This window comes from Kocuria sp. SM24M-10, assembly GCF_001027955.1.
GTDB lineage: Bacteria > Actinomycetota > Actinomycetes > Actinomycetales > Micrococcaceae > Kocuria > Kocuria oceani.
In genome coordinates this window covers 107,178-130,408 of record NZ_LDNX01000043.1, presented here as the reverse complement: position 1 = coordinate 130,408, position 23,231 = coordinate 107,178, and the positions used below count along the sequence as shown (strand labels likewise).

The 23,231-nt window shown below is 71.5% G+C and carries 23 protein-coding genes; 16 read left to right on the top strand and 7 right to left on the bottom strand.

The genetic code is table 11. From position 1 onward, the window contains the following. Positions 1-501 precede the first annotated feature (501 nt). The 7 genes from ABL57_RS05140 to ABL57_RS05110 all read left to right on the top strand — a co-directional run bounded on the left by ABL57_RS05140 (position 502) and on the right by ABL57_RS05110 (position 6,898). The gene (locus ABL57_RS05140; RefSeq protein ID WP_053004757.1) at positions 502-2,400 is read left to right on the top strand and encodes an amylosucrase; all 1,899 of its coding nucleotides are present in this window, start codon (positions 502-504) and stop codon (positions 2,398-2,400) included. A 3-nt stretch (positions 2,401-2,403) separates the two neighbouring features. Beyond that, a complete protein-coding gene (locus ABL57_RS05135; protein WP_047802355.1) occupies positions 2,404-2,721 on the top strand; it encodes a multidrug efflux SMR transporter in 318 nt (105 codons plus the stop codon). Positions 2,722-2,818: 97 nt separating this feature from the next. After that, positions 2,819-3,145, top strand: coding sequence for a multidrug efflux SMR transporter (locus ABL57_RS05130; RefSeq protein WP_047802379.1), 327 nt, complete (start codon positions 2,819-2,821; stop codon positions 3,143-3,145). Then, positions 3,142-4,416 (top strand): MFS transporter, encoded by a 1,275-nt coding sequence (locus ABL57_RS05125; protein WP_047802354.1) that lies wholly within the window; start codon positions 3,142-3,144, stop codon positions 4,414-4,416. Before ABL57_RS05130 ends, ABL57_RS05125 begins: the two co-directional genes overlap by 4 nt. 460 nt (positions 4,417-4,876) lie before the next feature. Further along, positions 4,877-5,407, top strand: a complete 531-nt coding sequence (locus ABL57_RS20605) for an SRPBCC family protein (RefSeq protein WP_053004753.1) — start codon at positions 4,877-4,879, stop codon at positions 5,405-5,407. A 114-nt stretch (positions 5,408-5,521) separates the two neighbouring features. Further along, complete coding sequence (locus ABL57_RS05115; RefSeq protein WP_047802353.1) at positions 5,522-6,142, top strand: superoxide dismutase; 621 nt, start codon at positions 5,522-5,524, stop codon at positions 6,140-6,142. A 234-nt stretch (positions 6,143-6,376) separates the two neighbouring features. Then, positions 6,377-6,898: a hypothetical protein gene (locus ABL57_RS05110; protein ID WP_047802352.1), complete on the top strand. Its 522-nt coding sequence runs from the start codon at positions 6,377-6,379 to the stop codon at positions 6,896-6,898. A gap of 9 nt (positions 6,899-6,907) precedes the next feature. Here ABL57_RS05110 and ABL57_RS05105 read toward each other — a convergent pair whose 3' ends face one another. From ABL57_RS05105 to ABL57_RS05085, 5 genes are read right to left on the bottom strand one after another with little or no spacing between them, the layout of a single operon-like run. Next, a complete protein-coding gene (locus ABL57_RS05105; protein WP_047802351.1) occupies positions 6,908-8,077 on the bottom strand; it encodes a cysteine desulfurase family protein in 1,170 nt (389 codons plus the stop codon). 2 nt (positions 8,078-8,079) lie between these two features. After that, positions 8,080-8,991: a carboxylating nicotinate-nucleotide diphosphorylase gene (gene nadC, locus ABL57_RS05100; RefSeq protein ID WP_047802350.1), complete on the bottom strand. Its 912-nt coding sequence runs from the start codon at positions 8,989-8,991 to the stop codon at positions 8,080-8,082. Beyond that, positions 8,985-10,796, bottom strand: a complete 1,812-nt coding sequence (locus tag ABL57_RS05095; protein WP_082157238.1) for an L-aspartate oxidase — start codon at positions 10,794-10,796, stop codon at positions 8,985-8,987. The genes nadC and ABL57_RS05095 overlap by 7 nt, the downstream gene beginning before the upstream one ends. After that, on the bottom strand, positions 10,793-12,088 hold the full coding sequence (gene nadA, locus ABL57_RS05090) for a quinolinate synthase NadA (protein ID WP_047802349.1): 1,296 nt from the start codon (positions 12,086-12,088) through the stop codon (positions 10,793-10,795). The genes ABL57_RS05095 and nadA overlap by 4 nt, the downstream gene beginning before the upstream one ends. Further along, complete coding sequence (locus ABL57_RS05085) at positions 12,085-12,789, bottom strand: NUDIX domain-containing protein (protein WP_047802376.1); 705 nt, start codon at positions 12,787-12,789, stop codon at positions 12,085-12,087. The genes nadA and ABL57_RS05085 overlap by 4 nt, the downstream gene beginning before the upstream one ends. Positions 12,790-13,058: 269 nt before the next feature. Here ABL57_RS05085 and ABL57_RS05080 point away from each other — a divergent pair, with 269 nt between their 5' ends. After that, on the top strand, positions 13,059-13,688 hold the full coding sequence (locus tag ABL57_RS05080) for a DUF6318 family protein (RefSeq protein WP_053004752.1): 630 nt from the start codon (positions 13,059-13,061) through the stop codon (positions 13,686-13,688). A 14-nt stretch (positions 13,689-13,702) separates the two neighbouring features. Then, the gene (locus ABL57_RS21695; protein ID WP_238985980.1) at positions 13,703-14,755 is read left to right on the top strand and encodes a PKD domain-containing protein; all 1,053 of its coding nucleotides are present in this window, start codon (positions 13,703-13,705) and stop codon (positions 14,753-14,755) included. Positions 14,756-14,818: 63 nt separating this feature from the next. On the opposite strand, the gene ABL57_RS05070 is transcribed toward ABL57_RS21695, so the two are convergent. Further along, positions 14,819-15,574, bottom strand: coding sequence for a FadR/GntR family transcriptional regulator (locus ABL57_RS05070; RefSeq protein ID WP_047802347.1), 756 nt, complete (start codon positions 15,572-15,574; stop codon positions 14,819-14,821). Positions 15,575-15,681: 107 nt separating this feature from the next. Here ABL57_RS05070 and ABL57_RS05065 point away from each other — a divergent pair, with 107 nt between their 5' ends. From ABL57_RS05065 to ABL57_RS05035, 7 genes are all read left to right on the top strand, one after another. After that, positions 15,682-16,593: a proline iminopeptidase-family hydrolase gene (locus tag ABL57_RS05065; RefSeq protein ID WP_047802346.1), complete on the top strand. Its 912-nt coding sequence runs from the start codon at positions 15,682-15,684 to the stop codon at positions 16,591-16,593. Positions 16,594-16,674: 81 nt separating this feature from the next. Continuing rightward, entirely contained in the window at positions 16,675-18,087 is a 1,413-nt protein-coding gene (locus tag ABL57_RS05060) for an APC family permease (protein WP_082157237.1), read from the top strand. 41 nt (positions 18,088-18,128) lie between these two features. Further along, positions 18,129-19,049: an acetamidase/formamidase family protein gene (locus ABL57_RS05055; RefSeq protein ID WP_047802345.1), complete on the top strand. Its 921-nt coding sequence runs from the start codon at positions 18,129-18,131 to the stop codon at positions 19,047-19,049. A 237-nt stretch (positions 19,050-19,286) separates the two neighbouring features. Continuing rightward, positions 19,287-19,667 carry a hypothetical protein gene (locus ABL57_RS22190; RefSeq protein ID WP_047802344.1) on the top strand — a complete coding sequence of 127 codons (381 nt, stop codon included), beginning with the start codon at positions 19,287-19,289 and terminating at the stop codon, positions 19,665-19,667. Between the two features lie 26 nt (positions 19,668-19,693). Next, complete coding sequence (locus ABL57_RS05045) at positions 19,694-21,052, top strand: M4 family metallopeptidase (protein ID WP_047802343.1); 1,359 nt, start codon at positions 19,694-19,696, stop codon at positions 21,050-21,052. A 76-nt stretch (positions 21,053-21,128) separates the two neighbouring features. Beyond that, positions 21,129-21,461: a protealysin inhibitor emfourin gene (locus ABL57_RS05040; RefSeq protein WP_139318485.1), complete on the top strand. Its 333-nt coding sequence runs from the start codon at positions 21,129-21,131 to the stop codon at positions 21,459-21,461. A 92-nt stretch (positions 21,462-21,553) separates the two neighbouring features. Then, complete coding sequence (locus ABL57_RS05035) at positions 21,554-22,423, top strand: fructosamine kinase family protein (protein ID WP_047802341.1); 870 nt, start codon at positions 21,554-21,556, stop codon at positions 22,421-22,423. Between the two features lie 279 nt (positions 22,424-22,702). On the opposite strand, the gene ABL57_RS05030 is transcribed toward ABL57_RS05035, so the two are convergent. Further along, positions 22,703-23,227, bottom strand: coding sequence for a VOC family protein (locus tag ABL57_RS05030; protein ID WP_047802340.1), 525 nt, complete (start codon positions 23,225-23,227; stop codon positions 22,703-22,705). Between the last annotated feature and the right edge of the window lie 4 nt (positions 23,228-23,231).

Below are 23,231 nucleotides of genomic sequence, written 5' to 3'. Positions count from 1 at the left end.
GTGCGGGTGCCCGGTGGACACGCCGGTGCCCGGGGGGCGGGAACGCCCCCGGGGCACCGGCGTGTCCACCGCCGTGGTCCCGGTGCCGGCGAGGGCGGGTGCCGCCGCACCGCCACCCGCCCTGCACAGGGTTCTCCACATGCGCGTCCCCCGGCCCGGCACCGCCGGATCCGCCGTCCGCCAGGGCGGACACGGCGGCAGCGGCCGGTTTTCCCCGCTGTCCCCAGAGTCCGTCCACACCTGTGGACAACTCTGTGCACAGGGATGTGGAGGGGTGTGCCGGTCATCCGCTGAAAACCCGGGAGCGCATCAGTATGCTGAGGTGCGGGCCGCCCCCTGCCGACGCGCGCGGGATGTGCCCGTGACCATCCGAGGGCTCGTCGTCAAGGAGGATCTCGAGTTCGGAGACCGCCCCGCCCAGGAGTGGACGACCGAAGGAGCAGTGTGCCGAACACCAGTCCGCCCGGGATCCCGGGTCTCTCGCACGAGAACCAGGCCCGTGTGATCACCGAGTGCGTGCGCCAGCAGGTGCGCGAACGCCGTCCGGCCGAACTGCCGGAGACCGGCTGGAAGGACTTCGACCGACGGTTCGACGAGCACTTCCCCCGGCTGACGCTGCTCTTCGCCGAGGTCTACGGCCACCGCGAGGACTTCCTGGAGCAGCTCACCGAGCTCGGCCTGCAGCTGGCGTGCTCCTGGGCCGAGCGCCCCGACGACCTCAAGGCCCTGGACGCACGCCGGGAGCAGGACCCGGCGTGGTTCGGCTCGCGGCAGATGCTCGGCGGCGTCTGCTACGTCGACCGGTACGCCGGGAACCTGCGGGGGATCCGCGAGCAGATCCCGTACTTCCAGGAACTGGGCCTGACCTACCTCCACCTGATGCCCCTGTTCGAGGCCCCGGAGGGCAACTCGGACGGCGGCTACGCGGTGTCGTCCTACCGCCGTGTGGACCCCCGCCTGGGGACCATGGAGGAGCTCGCCGAGCTGAGCCGGGAACTGCGCCGCCACGGCATCAGCCTGGTCCTCGACTTCGTCTTCAACCACACCTCCGACGAGCACGAGTGGGCCCGCCGGGCCGCGGCGGGGGAGAGGGAGTACGAGGACTACTACTGGATCTTCCCGGACCGCACCGTCCCGGAGCAGTTCGAGCGCACCACCCGTGAGATCTTCCCGGACGACCATCCCGGCTCCTTCACCCGGGTCCGCGCCACCGAGGAGGACCCCCGGTGGGTGTGGAGCACGTTCTACTCCTTCCAGTGGGACCTCAACTACACCAACCCCGCGGTGTTCCGCGCCATGGCCGCGGAGATGCTCTTCCTCGCCGCCCAGGGCGTGGAGGTGCTGCGGATGGACGCGGTGGCGTTCATCTGGAAGCAGCTGGGCACCGCGTGCGAGTCCCTGCCACAGGCCCACGTGCTGCTGCGGGCCTACAACGCGCTGTGCCGCATCGCCGCGCCGTCGGTGCTGTTCAAGTCCGAGGCGATCGTCCACCCGGACGAGGTGATCCGGTACGTCGAGCCCGGCCAGTGCCAGCTCTCCTACAACCCCCTGCAGATGGCCCTGACCTGGGAGGCGATGGCCACCCGCGAGCCCAAGCTGCTGGCCCAGGCCCTCGAGGAGCGCCACGCCCTGCCGCCGGGCACCGCGTGGGTGGACTACGTGCGGGGCCACGACGACATCGGGTGGACGTTCTCCGACGAGGACGCGGCCCGGCTCGGTGTCGACGGCCACGACCACCGCCGGTTCCTCAACGCCTTCTACACCGGCCGGCACCCCGGCAGCTTCGCCGACGGGGTGCCGTTCCAGGAGAATCCGCGCACCGGCGACTGCCGCGTGTGCGGGACCACCGCGTCCCTGCTCGGTCTCGCGGAGGACCCCGGTGCCGCGGTGGATCGGATCCTGCTCGCGCACTCCGTCGCGATGAGCACCGGCGGCGTCCCGCTGCTGTACCTGGGCGACGAGGTCGGCCAGCTCAACGACCCCGCGTGGGCCGAGGACCCGGCCCACGCCGGTGACGCCCGATGGGTGCACCGGCCGCCGCGGCCCGTCCGGGACTACGAGCGGCGCCACGAGCTCTTCTCCGTGCAGGGCCGGATCTTCGGCGGCATCCGCCGGATGGTCGAGCTGCGCCGCGGCGCCCCGGAGTTCGACGGCAACGCCCTCATCCCCTTCGACACGCGCAACCCGCACGTGCTGGGCTACCAGCGCCCGGGCGGCAACACGATGATCCTGTGCCTGGCCAACTTCTCCGACTGGTCCCAGTTCGTCACGGGCGAGACCCTCTCCGGGTTCCTGCACCAGGCCGTGGAGCTGCACGGCAACACCGAGCTCGACCTGCGCCACGGCCTCCTGATCGACGCTCACGGGTTCCTCTGGATCCGTGTGGTCCCGAAGCGCTGACCCGTGGGGGCCTGGGTCGTGCTCGTCCTCTCGGGGGTCCTGGAGGCGGTGTGGGCCTCCGCGCTCGCCGCCTCGGACGGCTTCCGCCGCCCGGTCCCGGTCGCGGTGTTCGTGGTGACGGCGGCCCTGAGCCTGTTCGGTCTCGCCCACGCCATGACGAGCCTGCCCACGGGCACGGCCTACGCGGTGTGGGTGGGCATCGGCGGAGCCCTCACCGTGGCCTGGTCCATGCTCACCGGCCGGGAGGCCGCCACCGCCTTCAAGGTCCTGCTCGTGCTCGGGATCATCGGCTGCGTGATCGGACTGCGGCTTGTCGCCTGAACCTCCGCTGACCGGCCGCACGTCGTCGCCCGCCCCGTCCCCGCGCTCTCCCGCCGCGTCGCCGGACGCGGCGGCGCGGCGGTCCCGGGCGTGGGCGCTGCTGCTCCTGAGCGGGGTCCTGGAGGCCGTCTGGGCCACGGCCCTGGGCGCCGCGGAGGGACTCACCCGCCTCGGCCCCACCGTGCTCTTCGCGGTGGCGCTGGTGCTGAGCATGATCACCCTGGCCCGCGCCGCCCGGGTCGTGCCGATGGGCACCGCCTACGCGGTGTGGACCGGGATCGGCGCCGTGCTCACGGTCGCGTGGGCGGCCGGCACCGGGCAGGAGCAGATGTCCTGGCTCAAGGCCCTCTTCCTGGCCGGCATCGTCGCGTGCGTGGCCGGGCTGCACGCCGCCGACCGGCCGCGCAGGGGGCGCGCCCGGTGACCCCGCCGGGGGAGCGGGCCCCGGGGCCGAACCTCATGCTCGTGCTCACGGCCACGATGGCGGTGGGCCCGCTGCTGACGCACAGCCTCTCCGCGATGAGCCCCCTGGTGATCCAGGACCTCCGGCTCACGGAGGCGCAGTTCGGGCTGCTCGCCACCGTGACCTTCTTCGTCGCCGCCGTCACCGCCGTGCGGACCGGCCGATGGGCGGACCGGCTGGGCGCGCGCACCCTGCTGGCCGTGATGTTCGGCGGGGCCGTCCTGGCCATGCTCCTCGCCGCCGTCGCACCGGACTACACCGTGCTGCTGCTGGCCATGGTGCTCTCCGGCCTCGGCCAGGTCATGGCCAATCCGGCCACCAACCGGCTCATCCGCCTGCACGTGCCCGCCCACCGGCGTGCGAGCTGGCTCGGGGTCAAGCAGGCCGGGGTGCAGGCCGCCCAGCTGGTGGCCGGGCTGACCTTTCCCGCGCTCGGACTGCTCCTGGGTTGGCGCACCGCCGTGGCCGTGGCCGCCGGAGCCGTCCTGCTCCTGCTCGTGCACGGGTGGTGCACCGTCCCGGAGAACCACGCCGGTGACAGACCGGCCCCGGTGTCCCGGCCAGGGCCGTCGTCCTCCCACCCGCCGGGACGGACCGGGGGCCGCCCGCCGATGCCCGGCGTCGTGCGCGCGTACGCGGCCGCGGCGGCGCTGACCGGCCTGGGGGCGCAGGCGGCCAACGTCTACCTGCCGCTCTACGCCCACCGGGAACTGGGCCTCGACGTCGTCGTGGCCGGGGCCACGGTCTCGGTCGCCGCGCTGGTGGGCATCGCCTCGCGCGTGCTGTGGGCGCGGGTGATGGACCGGCCGGGCGCCGACGGATTCGTCCTGCTCGCCGGCATGGCCCTGGGGGCGGCCGTGAGCGCGGGCCTGCTGGTGCTGGCTCCCCTGCATCCGGCACTGGCGTGGGCGGTGTGGCCGGCCGCGGTGCTGCACGGCGGGGCGGCACTCGCGGTCAGCGTGATCGTCATGTCCGGGGCGATGCGAGCCGTGCCGGCGGAACGGGTGGGTGCCTCCACCGGTGTGGTCACCATGGGTCTCTACGCCGGGTTCTGCTCCGGACCGCTGGTCATGGGCGTGCTGCTGCAGTTCACCGGCTCCTTCGCCGTGGGCTGGGCGCTGGTGCTCGTCTGCTACCTCGCCTGTGGACTGCTCTCCGTGCTCGTCCGCCGACGCTCCCGGTCGCGGGCCGGGTCGGCCGCCGGGACCCCGCGCCTGGGTCCCCGCCGCTGACCGCGGCTGCTCCCGCCGCTCCGCCCCGACGCCGGGCCGCCGGGACGCCGGGACGCCCGGATCCGGGAAGGAGGCCGGCGTCCCGGTCCGGGCGGACCGAAAATACGCTGTACGACCCTCCATGACCTCCGGAGTCCGGGGTTCTCAACATCTTCTCCACAGGCATTGTCCACAGCGTGGATAACTTCCACCGGTGGAATTACGCGTGGGGAGCGTCCCAGGGCCCTGCTCCGACGTGCATTTCCACTCCCGGACGAGGAGCAGGCGTACGCGTGTTCGAATTTTGCACACGCTCGTCCACACCTGTGGACAAGTTTCTCCACCGGGTGTGCACGCAGAACTGGCCCCACCGTCCGACCCATCGCTAAAGTAAATGTCTGTGCATGGATGGAGGCTCCCGCCCATGCCTCCGGGCCCGCACGGCGGCGTTCCGGGCCCTGGGACCGGCATGGAGGTTGGAATGGCACTCGGCCCGGCATCGTTCCGCGTGGACGCCCAGGCGGTGATCGGCGTCGACCCCTGTGTGGTGGAGCGCTTCCTGCTCGACAGCGGCTGCTTCCTTCTGTGGCACCGGGGTGTGGCCGGGGTGCCCACCATCAGCACACCGGTGCTGCAGACCGGGACCTCCGTGGAGTTCTTCGGCCGTGTCGGCCCGCTCCGCTTCCCCTACGTCACGATCGTCTCCGTACAGGAACCGGGGCGGAAGCTGGCGCTCCGGACCACCCGGGGGATCGTGGATCTCCTGGCGGTCACCACGTGGGCGGCGGTGGACGGGGGCACCGAGGTGCGGACCACCGTCGACGGCCGGCTCACCGCGGCGAGGGCCGGCCTCGCCGCGTGGGCCGAGCGGATCGTGCGCCGCAACCTGGGCGCCGAGCTCGGGGACCTCAAACGGCTGCTGGAGACGGGGCAGTTCGAGTTCACCGTGCCGTCCCAGCTCACGGCGCACCCGCCCCGCTGCACGCTCGAGACCCCACCCGACTTCTTCTGAGCCCCGGCACGGCGCGCCCGCGGGCACCGTACGCTGGTGGCGGAACCTCCTTGACCCCTGCGCGCGCGCGGGACGAGTGTGGAACCACACGACAGCTATCGAAAGGATTCTCCTATGGCCGAGAAGTACACCCTTCCCGATCTTCCCTACGACTACGCGGCGCTCGAGCCCCACATCTCCGCGAAGATCATGGAGCTGCACCACGACAAGCACCACGCCACCTACGTGGCCGGTGCGAACACGGCCCTCGAGAAGATGGCCGAGGCCCGCGCCAACGACGACGGCGCCGGTGCGGCGAAGCTGTCCAAGGACCTCCAGTTCAACCTCGGCGGCCACGTCAACCACTCGATCTTCTGGAACAACCTCTCCCCGGAGGGCGGCGACAAGCCGACCGGTGAGCTGGCCGCGGCGATCGACGACCACTTCGGGTCCTTCGACGCCTTCCGCGCCCACTTCACCTCCGCGGCGACCACGATCCAGGGCTCCGGCTGGGCAATCCTCGCCTTCGAGCCCATCGGCGGCAACCTCGTCATCGAGCAGATGTACGACCAGCAGAACGGCGTGCCCGTCGCCACGATCCCGCTGCTGCAGCTGGACATGTGGGAGCACGCCTTCTACCTCGACTACCAGAACGTCAAGGCCGACTACGTCAAGGCCTTCTGGAACATCGTGAACTGGGCCGACGTCCAGCAGCGCTTCGAGAAGGCGCGCACCGGAGGCACGTCGATCGTCTGATCCCCACCCCGCTCGGTCGGCGCGGAGCGCGCCGCCCACCGCGAGCAGGACCCCCGGACCGCACGGTCCGGGGGTCCTGTGCTGTCTGCGCGGCCGCACGGCCGGGCATGTCGTCCCATGTCATGGCGGGGTCACAGGTCGATCACGGAACTCGATCCACCCCCCGCCCATCCATTAGCGTTCGGAAAGGCGCCGGGGGAGCGGCGCCGGGGACCAGGGGAGACGGGGCGGCACATGCAGAAGGTCATCGCGGTACTGGCGGCCCTGGCGGGGGTGGCCCTCGGGGCGGCGGCGCCGCCGTGGGCGGACGCGGGACTGCGCGAGGACGGCACGGGGTTCGTGACCGGGAACGCCGTCCGGGCCGCGCTGGGCTGGGACGACGCGACCCTGCGGGCCGAAGCCCCGTCGCTGGAGTTCGTCGCCGAGTCCGAGTCGGTCACCGGCATCTCCTGGTCGTGCGTCCACACCGGGACGGCGGAGGTCGTCCCGCAGCGGACGGACCTGGTCGTCACCGAGTCCCGGGCGGTCACGAGCCGGCCGCAGACCACGTGGTGGGGGACGGTCACCGGCTTCCGGCTGCAGGGCTTCGACGGCCGCGGCGCCTCGAGTGCCGTGCCCGAGGGGCCGGCTCCCGGCTCCTGTCCCACGGGTCCGTGGTCACCGGTCGAGGGCAGCACGCGGACCGTGGAGACGACCGGCGAACCGGTGCTCATGGTGCGCCACGACGGGGCGCAGCACCCGGTGCCGGTGGGCTGAGCCGCGGGCTCAGCCGTGCGGGGAGCCCAGTCTTCGCACGACGTCCCGCGTGGCCGCGACGATCCCGTCCACCTGCTCCGGCGTGATGTCGGCGGAGAGGGTGAAGCGCACCGCGGTGGTGGCGACATCCGGCGGGTAGCCCATCGCCGTGAGCACGTGCGAGGGCTCGGTGTCCCCGGCCGAGCAGGCCGACCCCGAGGAGACGAGCAGCCCCCGCGACTCCAGGTCCACCAGAACCGTCTCGCCGTTGACCCCGGGGAAGCAGAAGGACGCGTGCCCGGGCAGCCGGGACTCCGGGTGCTCCCGCGGGTCGGGGCCGGTCAGGAGGGCCGTGGGCACCTCGGCCAGGACCCCGGTGATCAGCCGGTCCCGCAGCCCGGCCAGGCGCACCGCCTTCGCCGGCCGCTCCTCGGCGGACAGCCGCAGGGCCGTGGCGAGACCGACGGCGCCCGCCACGTCGGAGGTGCCCGAACGCCGGCCGCGCTCGTGCCCGCCTCCGCTCATCAGAGGGCGCAGGGGCGTGCCCCGGCGCACGTAGAGCGCTCCGACGCCCTTCGGCGCCCCGATCTTGTGCCCGGCGAGGCTCAGCGCCGCCACGTCGAGCGCTTGTACGTCCAGCTCCAGCGACCCGGCCGCCTGGACCGCATCCGTATGGAACGGGACTCCCCGTGCCCGAGCCACCGCAGCCAGCTCGGCGACCGCCTGGACCGCACCCGTCTCGTTGTTCGCATGCATCACGGATACCACCGCCGTGCCCGGACGAACAGCCCCGGCCAGGTCGGCGGGGTCGACGAGGCCCTCGGCCGAGACGCCCAGCTCGGTCACCTCGAAGCCGTCCCAGCGGGCCAGGTCGCGCCCGGAGTCCAGCACGGCGTGGTGCTCCACGGCGCTCGTCACCACGTGGGTCGTCGAGGCGTCCCGGTCCCGGCGGGCCAGGGCGATGCCCTTGACCGCCAGGTTGTCCGCCTCGGTCCCCCCTGAGGTGAAGACCACCTCCGCGGGCCGGCAGTTGAGCACCTCGGCCACGGCCTGCCGAGCCGCGTCCAGCCCGGCCCGTGCCCGGCGGCCCACCTCGTGGTGGCTGGAGGCGTTGCCGAACTCCTGGGTGAGGTAGGGCCACATGGCCTCCAGGACCTCACGCCGCACGGGAGTGGTCGCGGCCGCGTCGAGGTACAGCACGGTCAGCCCTCCCGGACGTCCAGGACGACGTCGAGGCCCAGGTCCAGATTGCGGGCCGAGTGGGTGAGCGCGCCCACCGAGATGACGTCGACCCCGGTGGCGGCGATCTCCCCGACGGTCTCCAGACTCACCCCGCCGGAGGCCTCCACCGTCGCGCGGCCGTCGATGATCGCCACGCCGCTCACGAGGTCGTCCACCGAGAAGTTGTCCAGCAGCACGGTGTCCGCGCCTCCGGCCAGTACGGCCTCGATCTGGTCCAGCCGGTCGACCTCGACCTCGAGGTGCACCGTGTGGGGCAGACGACGGCGCAGCTGCCGCAGCGCGCCGGTCAGGTCGGTCCCGTCGGCGGTGAGCAGCGCCAGGTGGTTGTCCTTGGCCATCACGGCGTCGGAGAGCGAGTGCCGGTGGTTGTGCCCGCCGCCGCTGCGCACGGCGTGCTTCTCCAGCGCCCGGAGCCCCGGGGTGGTCTTGCGGGTGTCCGCCACCCGGGTCCGGGTGATCGTGCCGGGCGGGAGGTTCGCCGCCTGCTCGACGCGGGAGACGGTCTCCTCGACGGCGGCGACGTAGCGGGCCGTCAGCGTGGCGATCCCGCACATCCGCTGGGTGAGGTTCAGGGCCACGCGCTCGCCGGTCAGCACGGACCGGGCGGGTCCGGCCACCACGGCCAGCGTGTCCCCCGCGGCGAAGGAGTCCCCGTCGGCGGGGATCAGCTCCACGGCCACGGCAGGGTCCACGGCGGCGAACGCCGCGGCGAAGACCTGGCCGCCGGAGAATACGCCGTCCTCGCGCGCGACGAGCTCGGCCCGTGCGAGGGCGGTGGCGGGAATGAGCAGCTCGGACGTGATGTCGCCCCAGGGCGCGTCCTCGGCGAGGCCCCGTTCCACGACCTCGGTGATGGCGGCTCGGGTCAGCATGCGGAGATCCTCTCGAACATGTCGTTGTGCGTATATGAACTCGGAGTGGTCAGATGGCCGTTGCGGGGTGCCGCCCGCGCCCGGCGCCAGAAGGTGCGCCCGGCGCGGGCGGGCTCGGGAACCGGGCAGTCCTCCCGGAAGTGGGCGCCCCGGGACTCGGTGCGGTGCAGGGCCGCGGCGGCCACGGCGCGTCCTACGGTGAGCAGGTTCCGGTCCTCGACCGCGTGGCGGGAGAGCGCGCCCGGCGGCCGGAGCGCGGCCAGCCGGTGGACCAGCGCCTCGAGGCCGGAGCCGTCCCGCAGGACGCCGGCGCCGGCCCACATCGCGGCCTGGAAGGCCTGCCGGTCGAACGGCACGCCCGCCCCGGCGGGGTCCGGCAGGGTCAGCACGCCACCGGGCGCGAGCCGGGCGGGGTGCCGCCGGACACCGCAGGTCGGAGCGGGATGCGTCCGATCGGTGCCGTCGGCCCGGAGGTCCGCGGTCGCCGCGGCGCCCGCCCGGGTCGGGCGCGGCCGGGTCCAGTGCGGCCGACGGACGTCGTCGGGCCGCAGGTCCCCGGCCAGGGCCTCGGCGGTGCGGGCGCCGAACACGGCGCCCTCCAGCAGCGAGTTGGAGGCCAGCCGGTTGGCGCCGTGCACGCCCGTGGCCGCGCACTCGCCCACGGCGTACAGGCCCGGGACGCTCGTGCGGCCGCGGTCGTCGGTCGCGATCCCGCCCATCAGGTAGTGCGCCGCCGGGGTGACAGGCACCGGTTCCCGGGACCAGTCCAGGCCGTGCGCCCGCACGGCGGCGTCGATCGTGGGGAAGCGGCGCGCCAGGTGCTCGGCGGTGTCCGGCTCCGCGTGCCCGGCGCCGGCCGGAGCGGTCATGGCGGTGCAGTCGAGCAGCACCGGCAGGCCTCCCTGGGCCAGCGACCGGCGGACGATCTCCCGGGCCACCACGTCCCGCGGGGCGAGCTCGGCGAGCGGGTGCGCGCCCTCCAGGAAGCGCCGTCCGGTGACGTCCCGCAGCACCGCCCCCTCGCCGCGCACGGCCTCGGAGACCAGGAAGCAGCCGGGAGCGGCGAGAGCGGTGGGGTGGAACTGCACGAACTCGAGGTCCGCGACGACGGCTCCCGCGCGCAGGGCCGCGGCGATGCCGTCGCCCGTGGCCACCGTGGGATTGGTGGTGTGGGGATAGAGCTGCCCGGCACCGCCGGTGGCCAGCACCACGGCGTCCGCCCGCAGCTCGCGCAGCCGGTCGCCGTCGAGGACGAGCGCCCCCCGTACGCTCCCGTGGTGGTCCGCGACCAGGTCCACGAGCATCGTGTGCCGGAGGACGTCCAGGCGCCCGGAGGCCTCGGCGTCCAGCGTCGCCGCCACGAGGGCGCGCTGGATCTCCCGCCCGGTCGCGTCCCCGCCGGCATGCAGGATGCGGGGCACGGAGTGGGCACCCTCGAGGCCCTCGACCCACGGGGAGTCCGGGCCGTCAGCGCGGTCGAACGCGACGCCGTGCTGCACCAGGGCGGTGACGGCGGCGGCCGAGTCCTGCACGAGCACGCGCACGGCGTCGTCGTCGCAGGTGCCGGCCCCGGCTCCGAGGGTGTCCCGGACGTGCAGGGCCACGGAGTCCCGGGCCTGCCCGCCCGGCAGGTCCGCCGTCATGGCGGCGATGCCGCCCTGGGCTCGGACGGTGTTCGTCTCGTCCAGGACGTCCTTGCTCAGCAGCACCACGTCGAGCCCGCGGCCGGCGGCCGCGAGGGCGGTGGTGAGCCCGGCGATGCCGCTGCCCACCACGAGCACGCGCGGGAACGGGGGCGTGCTCACCGCGGAAGCGCCGCCAGCATGCGCTCGAGCGCCACCTCGGCGTCCCGGGCGGTCGCGGCGTCCACCGCGATCCGGTTGATCACCCGGCCGGCCACGAGCTCCTCGAGCACCCAGGCGAGATAGCCGGGGTGGATCCGGTACATCGTGGAGCACGGGCAGATCACCGGGTCCAGGCAGAAGATGGTGTGCTCGGGGTGCTCGTCGGCGAGCCGGTTGACCAGGTTGATCTCGGTGCCGATCGCGAAGGTGCTGCCGGGCTCGGCGGCCTCGACCGCCTTGCGGATGTGGTCCGTGGAGCCGGACTCGTCCGCGGCGTCGACCACGGGCATGGGGCACTCCGGGTGCACGATCACCCGCACGTCCGGGTGCTCGGCGCGGGCCTGCTCGATCTGGGCCACGGTGAAGCGGCGGTGCACCGAGCAGAAGCCGTGCCACAGGATGACCTTGGCGTCGGCCAGCTGGTCCGCGGTGCTGCCGCCCAGGTCGTGGCGGGGGTTCCACATCGGCATCTGCTCCAGCGGGATCCCCATGGCCTTGGCGGTGTTGCGGCCCAGGTGCTGGTCCGGGAAGAAGAGCACCCGCCGGCCGCGCTCGAACGCCCACTCCAGCACGGTGGCGGCGTTGGAGGAGGTGCAGACGATGCCGCCGTGGCGGCCGCAGAACGCCTTGAGCGCCGCGGACGAGTTCATGTAGGTCACCGGGATCACGCTCTGCCGGCCGTCGTCGTCGGTCTCCCCGAGCACGTCCATGAGCTGCTCCCAGGCCTCCTCGACGGAGTCCTCGTCGGCCATGTCCGCCATGGAGCAGCCGGCGGCGAGGTTGGGCAGGATCACGGACTGGTGGTCGCCGGAGAGGATGTCGGCGGTCTCGGCCATGAAGTGCACACCGCAGAAGACGATGGCCTCCGCCTCGGGGCGGCTGCGCGCGGCGCGGGCCAGCTGGAAGGAGTCGCCGAGGAAGTCGGCGTGCTTGACCACCTCGTCGCGCTGGTAGAAGTGGCCGAGCACCACCACGCGGTCGCCGAGGGTGGCCTTGGCGGCGGCGATGCGGCGGTCGAGCTCCTCCGCGGACGCCTGCTGGTACTCGGCGGGGATGACCGGTTGGGCGGGCGAGCCGGCGGGCACGGCGTCGTCCTGGGACGCGCCGGGGCCGTAGCCGGCCGAGACGGTGGGGGCGAAGTCCCACGGGCTCGTCCCGAGGGCGGTGCTGCACGTGCTCGGGGCCGGGGTGGCGCCGGGCAGGTTCGCGGGCTTCTCGGTCAGCAGGTCGATGCGGGTGGCGACGGAGGTCATGTCTGCTCCTGGGTGCTGCGGCCGGCCGGGGTGCGGTCGGCGAGGTCGAGGTCGGAGTCGTGGCGGTAGAGCCGGGGCGGGCGGTGCCGGGTGCCCTCCAGGCGGGTGCCGGTGTCGAGGACGGCGCCGGAGGCCAGCACCTGGCGCCGGAAGTTGGCGGGGTCCAGGACGGTGCCGAGGATGGCCTCGTGCACCTCCCGGAGCTCGGCGAGGGTGAACGTCTCGCCGAGGAACGAGTGGGCCACGCGGCTGTAGGTGATCTTGTTGCGCAGCCGGTAGACCGCGTAGTCCACGATGTCGCTGTGGTCGAAGGCCAGCGGCGGCAGGTCCGCCACGCGCATCCACGTGACGTTGAGGTCGACGTGCAGGTCGGCGGCCTGGTCGGCGCGGATCGAGGCCCAGTAGACGATCGAGACCACCCGTTCCTCGGCGCTGGCCGAGCGGGTGAGCCCGCCGAAGGCGTAGAGCTGCTCGAGGTAGCCCGGTTGCAGGCCGGTGGTGAGCTGCAGGGAGCGGGCGGCGGAGGCCTCGAGGTCCTCGTGCTCCTGGAGCGGTCCGCCGGGCAGGGCCCACATGCCCCGGAAGGGGTCACGGATGCGGCGGACCAGGGGCAGCCAGAGCTCCTTGCGGCCGTCGGGTCCGGTGTCCCGGGCGGCGAAGATGACGGTCGACACGGCCAGGGCCACGTTCTGCGCGGTCATCGTCACCTCCAAGCACCTCGAACCTTCAGGTTTCAGTGACTATAACACCGTTCTGGTCAGTCTGACGTTAACGGAGCTGTGACCATATCGCTCCTGACCAGGCCGCATGCAAACGCGTCTTGATTGCCTCCACAGGGGTTGCTCGAGCACAGCGCGCGCGGTCTAGCATCTGACCCATCCGACCGGGGCGTCCGGCCACGGCACAGCGAAGCGGGGAATCCATGGTGCGGTCCTGTCCACTCCCGGCGGCAGCCGGCGGAGCCCTCCTCGTGGCCCTCGTCCTCACCGGTTGCGGCCCCGACGACGACGGCGCCGCGGCGTCGCCTTCCAGCCCGGCATCGGCAGGTGTCGCCGCGGAGGAGACGGGCGGTGGTTCGCCGCCACCGTCGTCCACGTCCGGCCCCGCCGACGCGTCCGCCGAGTACGTGCCCGCCTCGCTGGACGGGCCGGCGCAGAACGTGCCGAAACCGGTCATGCCCGAGCTCGCGCGGGAGGAGTCCCGGGAGGGGGCGCAGGCATTCCTCGACTACTGGTCCGACGCGATGTGGTACGCGTACCAGACCGGCGACACCTCGTATGCGCGGGACATCACCAGTAATGCTTGTGAGGCATGCCTGGCTGAACTAGAGGAGCTGGACAGCGTTTATGACGATGGAAGTTGGGCCATCGGTGCTCGTGAGTCGATCACAATCGATCAGGCGGAATTGTTTGAAGCGGGTGACGGTATATATAAGCCTGTGGTTGTTTATGTCCGAGAATCGAGTCAGCTCGTCAGCGAAACTGGAGTCCAGGTGGACGCTCCCGGTGAACCGGGAGATAAGTCGGTTCTTTACATGGATTTTGCGGAACGAGGCTGGGTTTACATAACGCTTGCACCGATTGCGGGTGAAGAAAAATGATTCCTGGGTGCTCGATGCTCTTGCTCGCGCTGTCCATAACGTTATTGCCACATACGGCTGGTTCTTCAGAGCGGGCAGAAGATAAAAATATCGGTGAGTCCCTATTTAAAAAGAACGATCTTCAAAAAAGTGGATCCTATACCTTCGACTCGTATGCGGATGGCGATGAGGTAAAAATTTCGATTGATGCGCGACAAGAGAATCAACCGGTTGACTCGGCGACACCTGTTGCAGGTAAGGGTGAAAGTGCCCGACCGGTCGCCTATGACCCCGACGAAGATCCTGCCTTCCAGAAAGCGCTCCGCCAGTACCTGAGCGACCAAGGGATCGACCGGCCGTTCAACCCGGACACGATCGCGCAGTCGAAGTCGCAGACGTTCGGCCTGCAGAACCCGTGCACCAACCGGAGGGGCGCGGTCCTCGACGACTGCCTCGCCGAGCGGGTCTGCACCACGGACGGGGGTGGCGAAGGCGTCTACATGAACGTCGTCGTGCGCCAGGGGGAGGGCCCCAGCACACCGTGGGGAGAGCCCATGTGCGTGGCGGCCGCCGAGGCGGAGGGCGACGAGGAGATCGTGGAGCTGCCGACCTTCACCCTGCAGGATTTCAGGACGCTCGCCGTCGCGCCTGCGGCCAGCGCGGTCCAGCCGGCGCCGGACACCTTGAAGGGCATGCACACCAATGTCTACGCGGAGGCCCAGGGCCAGCAGTTCGCGACCGAACTGGGTGGCTTCCCCGTGCAGGTGCGGGCCGTCCCGGTGCAGTACGCCTGGGACTACGGGGACGGCAGCACGCTCGGGCCCACCGAGCTCAGCGGCGCCCCGCTGGAGGAGGACGCGTGGGACGTCGAGACCGACACGAGCCACGTCTACACCGAGACCGGGGACTACGCGGTCACGCTGACCACCTGGTTCTACGGCGAGTACTCCGTGGCGGGTGGGCCGTGGTTGCCCGTGGCCGGGTTGAACGACGTCGCGAGCGCCCCCGTCCCGATCAGCGTCTGGCGCTCCACGGTGCGCAACTACGCGGACGACTGCCTGCAGAATCCGCAGGGCGCCGGCTGCTGATTCCAGATCCGAGACGGGTCGCCGTCCCACGGCCGGATCACCGCGGCCGTGGGTCGTCTGCTGCTAGGCCCGCGCGCGGAAGCGCTCGAGCAGGTCGAGGTCGATGCCCGCGTGCCGCCGCGCCAGGTGCCCGGCGGCATCGGCGTCACGGGCGGTGATCAGTGCCACCAGCTGTTCGTGGTCCTGCAGGGCGCGCTCTTCCATGTCGGCCTGGTCCTGAGGATCGCCCCACAGGTGCACCGGCGCCGAGAGGGCGAGCTGCTGCTCGGCCCGGAAGAGGATGTCGGCCAGCACCGGGTTGCCGGCGGCCTCTGCGATCGCGAGGTGGAGGGCGGCGTCGGCGGCCTGCTTGGCGCGCCCGGACGGTGCGGCGCGGAACTCCTCGAGCCGCTTGTGCAGCAGGTGCACGTGCTCCTCGGTGCGGTTCTCGGCAGCGGCGCGCACGATCGTGTCCTGGAGGCGGCACATCGCATCGGAGGCGTGCACCAGGTCCTGCCAGGACGTGCCCAGGACACGGACCGCGACGTCGCGGAACTGCTCGTGGGAGTTGCCGGTCTCGGCCACGAAGGAGCCACCCGTCCTGCCGAGACGCTTGATGAGCACGCCGGTCTCCTCGAGCTGGGCCATGGCCTCGCGGAGGGTGGCCCGGCTGACTCCGAGGGTCTGCGCCAGATCACGCTCGGGGGGCAGCTTGGTGCCAGGAAGGTACTGACCGACCGCGATGGCAGTGATCAGGCGCTCGCGGACCGCGTCCGCTTTGCACTGTGGGGCCAGTGGCCTGTCCAGGGGGCCGGGGGCGCCCGGGCTGGATCCGGTCATGCCACCTCTTTCGGGACTCGATGCTCGAAGGAACACAGATTTAACAAAAAGGTCTACTTTTCAGACCTTTTGGTGGCTACGATGACCGCAACGAAAGGAGGGACGCTGTGTCTGTTGTCACCTCACTGGACGTTCCGTTCAGCGACGGGTCCACCTGGGTCCAGGTTACGACCCCGGATGCTCCCCGACCGGGGGCCCTCCCACTGGTCGTCCTGCATGGAGGGCCAGGCTTCTGTCACGACTACCTGCGCAGCCTCTCCGCGCTCGCGGACGAGACCGGCCGGACGGTCGTCCTGTACGACCAGTTCGGGTGCGGCCGATCCTCCCACCGCCCGGAAGCTTCCCCGGACTTCTGGACTCCCCAGCTGTTCGTGGACGAGTTCTTCACGGTGATCGATCATCTCGGTCTGGAGGCCTACCACGTGCTCGGGCAGTCCTGGGGCGGGATGCTCGGGGCCGAGATCGCCGTGCGTCGTCCCCAGGGCCTGGCAGGTCTCGCAATCTGCAACTCTCCGGCCTCCATGGAGCTGTGGGCGCAGGCGGCTGAGCGCCTGCGGGCCGACCTGCCCGACGACGTCCGCACTGCGCTGGAGTCCCACGAGGCGACCGGGGCCTTCGACCACCCTGACTATGTCACGGCCACCAAGGAGTACGACCGCCGCCACGTGCATCGGACGGCGGAGGTGCCCGAGGACTATCTGGACTCGGAGCGCCTCGTGGAGCAGGACCCGACCGTCTACCACACCATGAACGGCCCCAACGAGTTCCATGTCATCGGGACCCTGCGGAACTGGTCGATCATCGACCGTCTTGCTTCCGTCGACGCGCCCACTCTCGTGGTCGCCGGGGAGTTCGACGAGGCAGCTCCCGAGACGTGGGCACCGTTCGTCGAGCGCATCCCAGATGTTCGTTCGCACGTGTTCGCCGGGGCGAGCCACTGCACGCACCTCGAGCAACCACAGGAGTTCCGGGCGCTGATCGCCGAGTTCCTGAAGGAGCACGACGCGCCCCCGGAGTGATCCTCCGCCCGTTGCTCAGCGGTTCTCCGCACACCTCTTCCTGTTCTTCCTCGTACTCCTCCTCTGTTCTAGGAGCCTGCCGTGTCCGAACCCGTCATCTCCACCGCGCTCTCCTCGCAGCAGCAGCTCGAGCGCCTCGGCTACAAGCAGGAGCTCAGCCGCTCCGTCACCACCTTCGACCTCCTCGTCTACGGCCTGATCTTCATGGTTCCGATCGCTCCTTGGGCGATCTTCGGCACCGTCTACAACGAGGCCCAGGGCATGGTGCCGCTGGTCTACCTCGTCGGACTGGTCGCCATGATCTTCACGGCGCTGTCCTACGCCCAGATGGCCAAGGCCATCCCGCTCGCCGGATCCGTCTTCTCGTACGTCGGCAAGGGGATCCACCCCAACCTGGGCTTCTTCGCCGGCTGGCTCATGCTCCTGGACTACCTCCTGGTGCCCACGCTGCTGTACGTCTTCGCCGCGGAATCCATGATCGGCATCTTTCCCGGCAGCGAGCGCTGGATGTGGGCGCTGCTCTTCGTGGCCGTCAACGTGGTGATCAACATGTCGGGAGTCAGCTCACTGAAGTGGATGAACCGGGTCTTCCTCGTCATGGAGCTCGCCTTCATCGTGGCCTTCTTCGTGATCGGCATCCGTGCCCTGACCGACGGGGCGACTCCGGGCTCCTCGTTCAGCATCACGCCGCTGTGGGATCCCGCGACCGTCAGCGCACCGCTGCTGGCCACGGCCCTGTCGATCGCCGTGCTCAGTTTCCTCGGCTTCGACGGGATCTCCACCATGGCGGAGGAGTCCACCGGTGGACGCGGCTCCGCCGGCCGCGCCATGGTCCTCGCCCTGGTCATCGTCGCGACCCTGTTCATCACCCAGACCTGGCTGGCCAGCCTGCTCGCCGGGCCGTACCAGCCCATCCCCGAGGACCGGGTCGGCAACGCCTTCTTCGACATCATCGGCACCATCGCCTCCACCCCGGTGATGAACGCGTTCTTCGTCTGCAACGTCCTGGCGGTCGGCATCGCCAACGCCATGGCCGCCCAGGCCGCCACGAGCCGTCTGCTGTACTCGATGAGCCGCGACGGCCAGCTGCCGAAGTTCCTGCGGCACATCAACACCCGCAAGGTCCCCAGCTACGCGATCCTCTTCGTCGGCGGTCTCTCTGCCGTGCTCGTGCTGTTCTTCGTGGGCCAGATCAGCCTGATCTCCTCCATGGTGAACTTCGGCGCGCTCACCGGATTCCTGCTGCTCCACCTGTCCGTGGTCGTCTTCTGGATCGGCCGGCGGAAGTCCCGGAACTACCTCGTCCACCTGGCCTTCCCGGTGATCGGGTTCGCCATCATCGGCTACGTCCTGCTCAACGCGGAGACCCAGGCCAAGATCGCGGGGCTCGTGTGGATCGGGGTGGGCGCGCTCGTCTTCGCCTACTACCGCAGGACCGGGCGCAGCACCGAGCTCGCCGAGGACCACGAGGACATCACCGTGTCCAGCCACTGACGCCCACGACGACGACCCCTCAGCACGAAAGGCACCCTCTCATGGACCACTTCCTCAGCAAGGCGCACGGCCGAACCTCCTTCTCCGCCGAGCACGAACCGGTGCTGCGGGTCCGTCCGGGCACGGGCGAGGTGATCGGGTTCGAGACCAATGACGCCGAGTACGAGGAGATGGACCGGTTCAAGGACCTCGACAAGGTCACCACTCCGTTCAATCCGGTCACGGGCCCGGTCCACGTCGAAGGAGCGCAGCCCGGTGACGCGCTCGCCGTCACGGTGCACGGCATCGACTTCAAGGAGTACGGCTGGTCGGTGTCCATCCCGGGTTCCGGGGCGCTGACGGACGTGATGGGCGAGGAGATCTTCACCCGGAAGATCCCCATCGACGAGGCCGGCGCTCACCTGACGGACACGCACGTGGTTCCACTGGCTCCCATGATCGGCTGCATCGGCACCGCTCCCGCGACCGGGGGCAACGACACCGTGATGCCGTCCTACGCGGAGGGCGGGAACATCGACATCACGGACGTCGGGCCGGGATCGACCGTCTACCTGCCCGTGCGGGTGGAGGGGGCGTACCTGTTCGTCGGAGACCTCCACGCCGTGATGGCCCAGGGGGAGTCGACCTTCGTGGCCATCGAGACCGAGGGGGTGGCGAGGGTCAGTGTCGACGTGGTGAAGGACCTGCCGCTGCGCGCACCGCGGATCGAGACGGCGACCGAATGGATCTTCGTGGGCATCGGAGACACGGTGCAGGAGAGCATCAAGCGCGGTTACGAGGACGCGTTCTGCTTCCTCACACAGGAGCACGGGTTCAGCAAGGAGGACACGTACGTGCTCATGAGCGCCACTGTGCACTCGCAACTGGGTGGGCCCACGGGATCGCAGGACCCGGACCCGCTGCACCCCTTCCAGGCGATCGGCAGCGTGACCATCCACCGGGTGCCCAAGAGCATCCTCTGAGTTCCCACGGCGGGGCAGGGTGCCGGCTGCTGATCCGCGCGGCGGCTGTTGGGCCGTCCGACCCGAGTGGCACGATCGGTGCACAGCGGTTCCCGGCCCCGCCGACGAACCGGTGACCGGCCCCCGGACGGACGCCCGGGGGCCGCCACGGCGACGCAGTGGTGCCACGGGTGGCGAGGTCCAGTGACCGGCAGCCGCTCCAGCACTCCTGTGCCACAGGAGGAAAGGGGTGGGACGGTGGCGATCTCCGGTACCTGGGTGCTCCACTACAGCTGGGGCTGCACCGGGAACTACGGGCGGACGAGCCTCGACTTCCGAACCGAGGGCACCTTCTCGGGCGGCGGCTTCTCGGGTTCCTGGCGGCAGCTGGACGGGATCCTGCTGCTCCGCTTCACCGACGGGCCGGCCCAGTACGGCGGGACGGTCACCGGCCGTGTGGGCACGGGCGCCATGTCCACCCTTGACGGTTCGCTGAACGGCTGCTGGTACCTGATCGAGCAGGGCGTGGCGGAGCCGTCGGTCCGCGGCGCCGAGCAGCCCGCCGACGTCGCCGGCCGGAGGGCCGAGCCCGGCGAGGCCGCACCCGGCGAGCTGGACGCCGCGGGGAACCGGATCTGATGCGCGAGCGTCGGGAGGAGAGCGCGATGCAGCACGCACACGGAGCCCTCTGCGGTGTCATTCCGCCGTTCGTGCACGAGCACATGGCCGAGCACGGTGACGAGCAGACCCGCAGGAACGCCTTGTCCGCCCTGTCCGTGGACACGACCGTCCGGGCCGAGCGGCTGATCACCGACCTGACCGCGGGCGGCGTCGTGGCGCGGGTGGCGGCCCACACGGGGCGCACGATCCACACGGCCCGCAACACCGGGGAACTGCCGGGCACCCCGGTGCGCTCCGAGGGGGAGCCGCCCACCGGGGACCTCGCCGTCGACGAGGCGTACGACGGGCTGGGTGCCACGGTCGACCTGCTGGGCGAGGTCTTCGGGCGCCACTCGCTCGACGACGCCGGCATGCCGCTGCTCGCCACGGTCCACTACCGGGAGAGGTACAACAACGCGGCCTGGGACGGTCGGCAGATGATCTTCGGCGACGGGGACGGCCAGTACTTCAACCGCTTCACGGCCGCTGTGGACGTCATCGGCCACGAGCTGGGCCACGGTGTCACCACGCACGAGTCCGACCTCCTGTACATGCACCAGGCCGGGGCGCTCAACGAGCACTTCTCCGACGTCATCGGGGCCATGGTCAAGCAGTACGTCGCGGTGCCCCGGCAGACCGCCGCGGAGGCCGACTGGGTCATCGGGGCCGGGCTGTTCACGAGCGCCGTCAACGGCGTCGGCCTGCGCTCCATGAAGGCGCCCGGAACGGCGTTCGACGACGCCGTGCTCGGCAAGGACCCCCAGCCGGACCACATGTCCCGTTTCGTGGAGACGCTCAGCGACAACGGCGGAGTCCACATCAACTCGGGCATCCCCAACCGGGCCTTCTACCTGGCCGCGGCCGGGCTGGGCGGATACACCTGGGAGAAGGCCGGTCGCATCTGGTACGCCGCGATGCGGGACCTCGAGCTGCGGCGCCTGCGCCGGGTCGCCCGCTTCCAGGACTTCGCGCGGCTCACGATCAAGCACGCCGCCGAGCTGCACGGACCCGCCGAGCGGGCGGTGGTGGAGGGCGCCTGGCAGCAGGTCGGCATCGCGGCGGAGATCGCGCCCGCCGCGGAACCGGCCGCGGACGTGTGGGTGCTGCACTACAGCTGGGGCTGCACGGGCTCCTACGCACGCGCGTCCCTGGCGTTCCACGAGGACGGCTCCTTCAGCGGTGATCTCACGGGCAGATGGCACCAGCAGGACGGCACGCTGCTGCTGCGCTTCGACGACGGTCCGGCCCAGTACGCCGGCACCCTGGCCGGTGACGCCGCCACCGGTGCCATGTCCACCTTCACGGGGGCGGACGGGTGCTGGCACCTGACCCGGCAGGGTGCCGCGAGTAGACTCGGGAAGTGATCCGGCCCGCGCTCGCCGGCCTTCCACGGGGAGGCGCCGGGCCCCATCCGCGTCCGAGGAAGGGACGGTGCCCTCCATGGCGAGAGTGCGCTACCACGTGGAAGGCGGCATCGCCTACTTCCCGGGCCTGGCCGCGGAGCGGGCCTTCGAGACGGAGGCCCTGCCCCCGGCCCGGCGCGACGAGCTGCTCGGCCTCTTCGACACCGTCTGCACGCACCGGCTGTCGTCGGCCGGCCCGACCATCCCGGACGGCGCGGCCGACCAGCAGACCTATGTCATCGAGATCCAGGAGGACTCCGGGGTGCGACGCCTCGTGGTGGGCGAGTTCGACCAGGACCCGGTAGCCCGGGAGCTCCTGGCGCGGCTGCGCGACTGCGCCGACCAGTGCGAGGCCGGCGGCGAGCAGTGAGGTGGTCCCGGACGGCCCGGTGCACCAGCGTGTGCACCACCTCCGGACACCACTGCTGCGCCAGGCAGCCGCCCATGCAGTAGAACGGGGTCATGACTTCCTTGGACCTGCCCCCTGACCTCGTCGACGACCTCGGCGTCCGCCGCGCGCGCCCGCTCGGCGGCGGCGACACCGCCGCCGCGTTCCGCCTCGAGACGGCCCGCGGTCCCCTGTTCGCGAAGACGATGGCGGACCCGCCCGCCGGGATGATGGCGGTGGAGGTCGCCGGGCTGCACGCTCTGCGGGAGCACGCACCGGAGTCCCTCGGGGTGCCGGAGGTGGTGCGCTGGTCGGAGGACGGCATCGTCCTCGAGTGGATCGAGGAGTCGACCGGCCCCCGCGGGGCCGGGACCGAGGAGGCCTTCGGGCGGGGTCTGGCGGACCTGCACCGCGTCCACGGACCAGCATTCGGCGCGCTGGCCCCGGAGCTGCCCGGGCGGATCGGCTCCTTCGAGGTGGACCTGTCCCCGACGCAGGACTGGGCGGAGTTCCTGCTCGAGCGGCGGATCCGTCCGCTGATGCAGGACGCGGTCGCGTCCGGCCGGATCGACAAGCGTGCCGCTGACCTCCTGGAGGAGCTCGCGCCGCGGGCCCGCGAGTTCGCCGGGCCAGAGGAGCCGCCGACGCTCGTGCACGGCGACCTCTGGGCCGGCAACCGGCTCGTGGACGCCGCAGGGCGCAACTGGCTGATCGACCCGTCGGCGTACTGGGGGCACCGGGAGATCGACATCGCGATGATGCTGCTCTTCGGCGGCTTCGGCGAGGACTGCCTGGCCGCCTACCACGCGCAGCACCCGCTCGCCCCGGGCTGGGAGGACCGGGTGCCGTGGTACCAGCTGCCCCCGCTGCTGGTGCACGCCGTGCGGTTCGGCGGTGGGTACGGGGACGCGACGACGAGGGCGCTGCTGCGGCTGCGCGGCTGAGCCGCGGCGTGGCAGGAGACCCGTGACGTGCCGCTTCAGGTGCGCTTCAGCCCGCGGTGGTTGTCTGGGTCCTGCGGGGGTTCCCCGGGACACCAGGGAGTGCTGGTGGTCGCCGATCGCGGGCTGGAGGGCCGGTGGCCGGTAATGCGTCCCGGGAACCGGGCCCCGTGGGCGGTGCTGAGGAGTCCGCGCACGGGGCCCGGACCCGGTGCCCGGCGGAAGGGCCCGGTGCCCCGCGCCCCCGCCCGGACACGATGTGCCCGGGAACGGGTGTCGGGGTCACTCCTGGCCGGAGGACGCCGCCCACTCGGCCACGCGAGCGTTGCTCTCCTCGTCGGAGAGGTCCTCGACGCGCGTCATGATCGACCAGCGGATGCCGAACGGGTCGCGGATGCTGCCGTACCGGTCCCCGGAGACGAACGTGCTGACGGGTTCGCGCACCGTGGCGCCGGCCGCGACGGCACGGGCCACCACGTTGTCGACGTCCGGGACGTAGAGGCCCAGCGAGCAGCACGCCTCGTCGCCGCCCGGCGGCGGGACGAGGTGGAAGGCGGGGTTCGCCTCGCCGAGCTGGAAGCGCCCGTTGCCGAGGTCGAGGGTCGCGTGCACCACGACGGGCGTCCCGTCCGGGCCGGGCATGTCGGTGCGGTCGACGAGGACGGCCCCGAAGACGCTGGTGCAGAAGTCGATCGCCGCGGCGGCGTCCACCACGGCGAGGAACGGGGTGAGGGACGTGAAACCGTGCGGAGTGCCGTCGGTCGTGTGCGTCCCGGTGACGCCGCGGACGCTCTGTTCTGTGCTCATGCCG

What these genes read in the sequence shown, in the direction of transcription:
- ABL57_RS05070 (WP_047802347.1), bottom strand. Translation starts at nt 15,574, where the DNA reads ATGACCGGATCCAGCCCGGGCGCCCCCGGCCCCCTGGACAGGCCACTG.
- ABL57_RS05030 (WP_047802340.1), bottom strand. Translation starts at nt 23,227, where the DNA reads ATGAGCACAGAACAGAGCGTCCGCGGCGTCACCGGGACGCACACGACC.
- ABL57_RS05115 (WP_047802353.1), top strand. Translation starts at nt 5,522, where the DNA reads ATGGCCGAGAAGTACACCCTTCCCGATCTTCCCTACGACTACGCGGCG.
- nadC (WP_047802350.1), bottom strand. Translation starts at nt 8,991, where the DNA reads ATGCTGACCCGAGCCGCCATCACCGAGGTCGTGGAACGGGGCCTCGCC.
- ABL57_RS05110 (WP_047802352.1), top strand. Translation starts at nt 6,377, where the DNA reads ATGCAGAAGGTCATCGCGGTACTGGCGGCCCTGGCGGGGGTGGCCCTC.
- ABL57_RS05040 (WP_139318485.1), top strand. Translation starts at nt 21,129, where the DNA reads ATGGCGAGAGTGCGCTACCACGTGGAAGGCGGCATCGCCTACTTCCCG.
- ABL57_RS05045 (WP_047802343.1), top strand. Translation starts at nt 19,694, where the DNA reads ATGCAGCACGCACACGGAGCCCTCTGCGGTGTCATTCCGCCGTTCGTG.
- ABL57_RS05035 (WP_047802341.1), top strand. Translation starts at nt 21,554, where the DNA reads ATGACTTCCTTGGACCTGCCCCCTGACCTCGTCGACGACCTCGGCGTC.
- ABL57_RS05055 (WP_047802345.1), top strand. Translation starts at nt 18,129, where the DNA reads ATGGACCACTTCCTCAGCAAGGCGCACGGCCGAACCTCCTTCTCCGCC.
- ABL57_RS21695 (WP_238985980.1), top strand. Translation starts at nt 13,703, where the DNA reads ATGCTCTTGCTCGCGCTGTCCATAACGTTATTGCCACATACGGCTGGT.
- nadA (WP_047802349.1), bottom strand. Translation starts at nt 12,088, where the DNA reads ATGACCTCCGTCGCCACCCGCATCGACCTGCTGACCGAGAAGCCCGCG.
- ABL57_RS05085 (WP_047802376.1), bottom strand. Translation starts at nt 12,789, where the DNA reads ATGACCGCGCAGAACGTGGCCCTGGCCGTGTCGACCGTCATCTTCGCC.
- ABL57_RS20605 (WP_053004753.1), top strand. Translation starts at nt 4,877, where the DNA reads ATGGCACTCGGCCCGGCATCGTTCCGCGTGGACGCCCAGGCGGTGATC.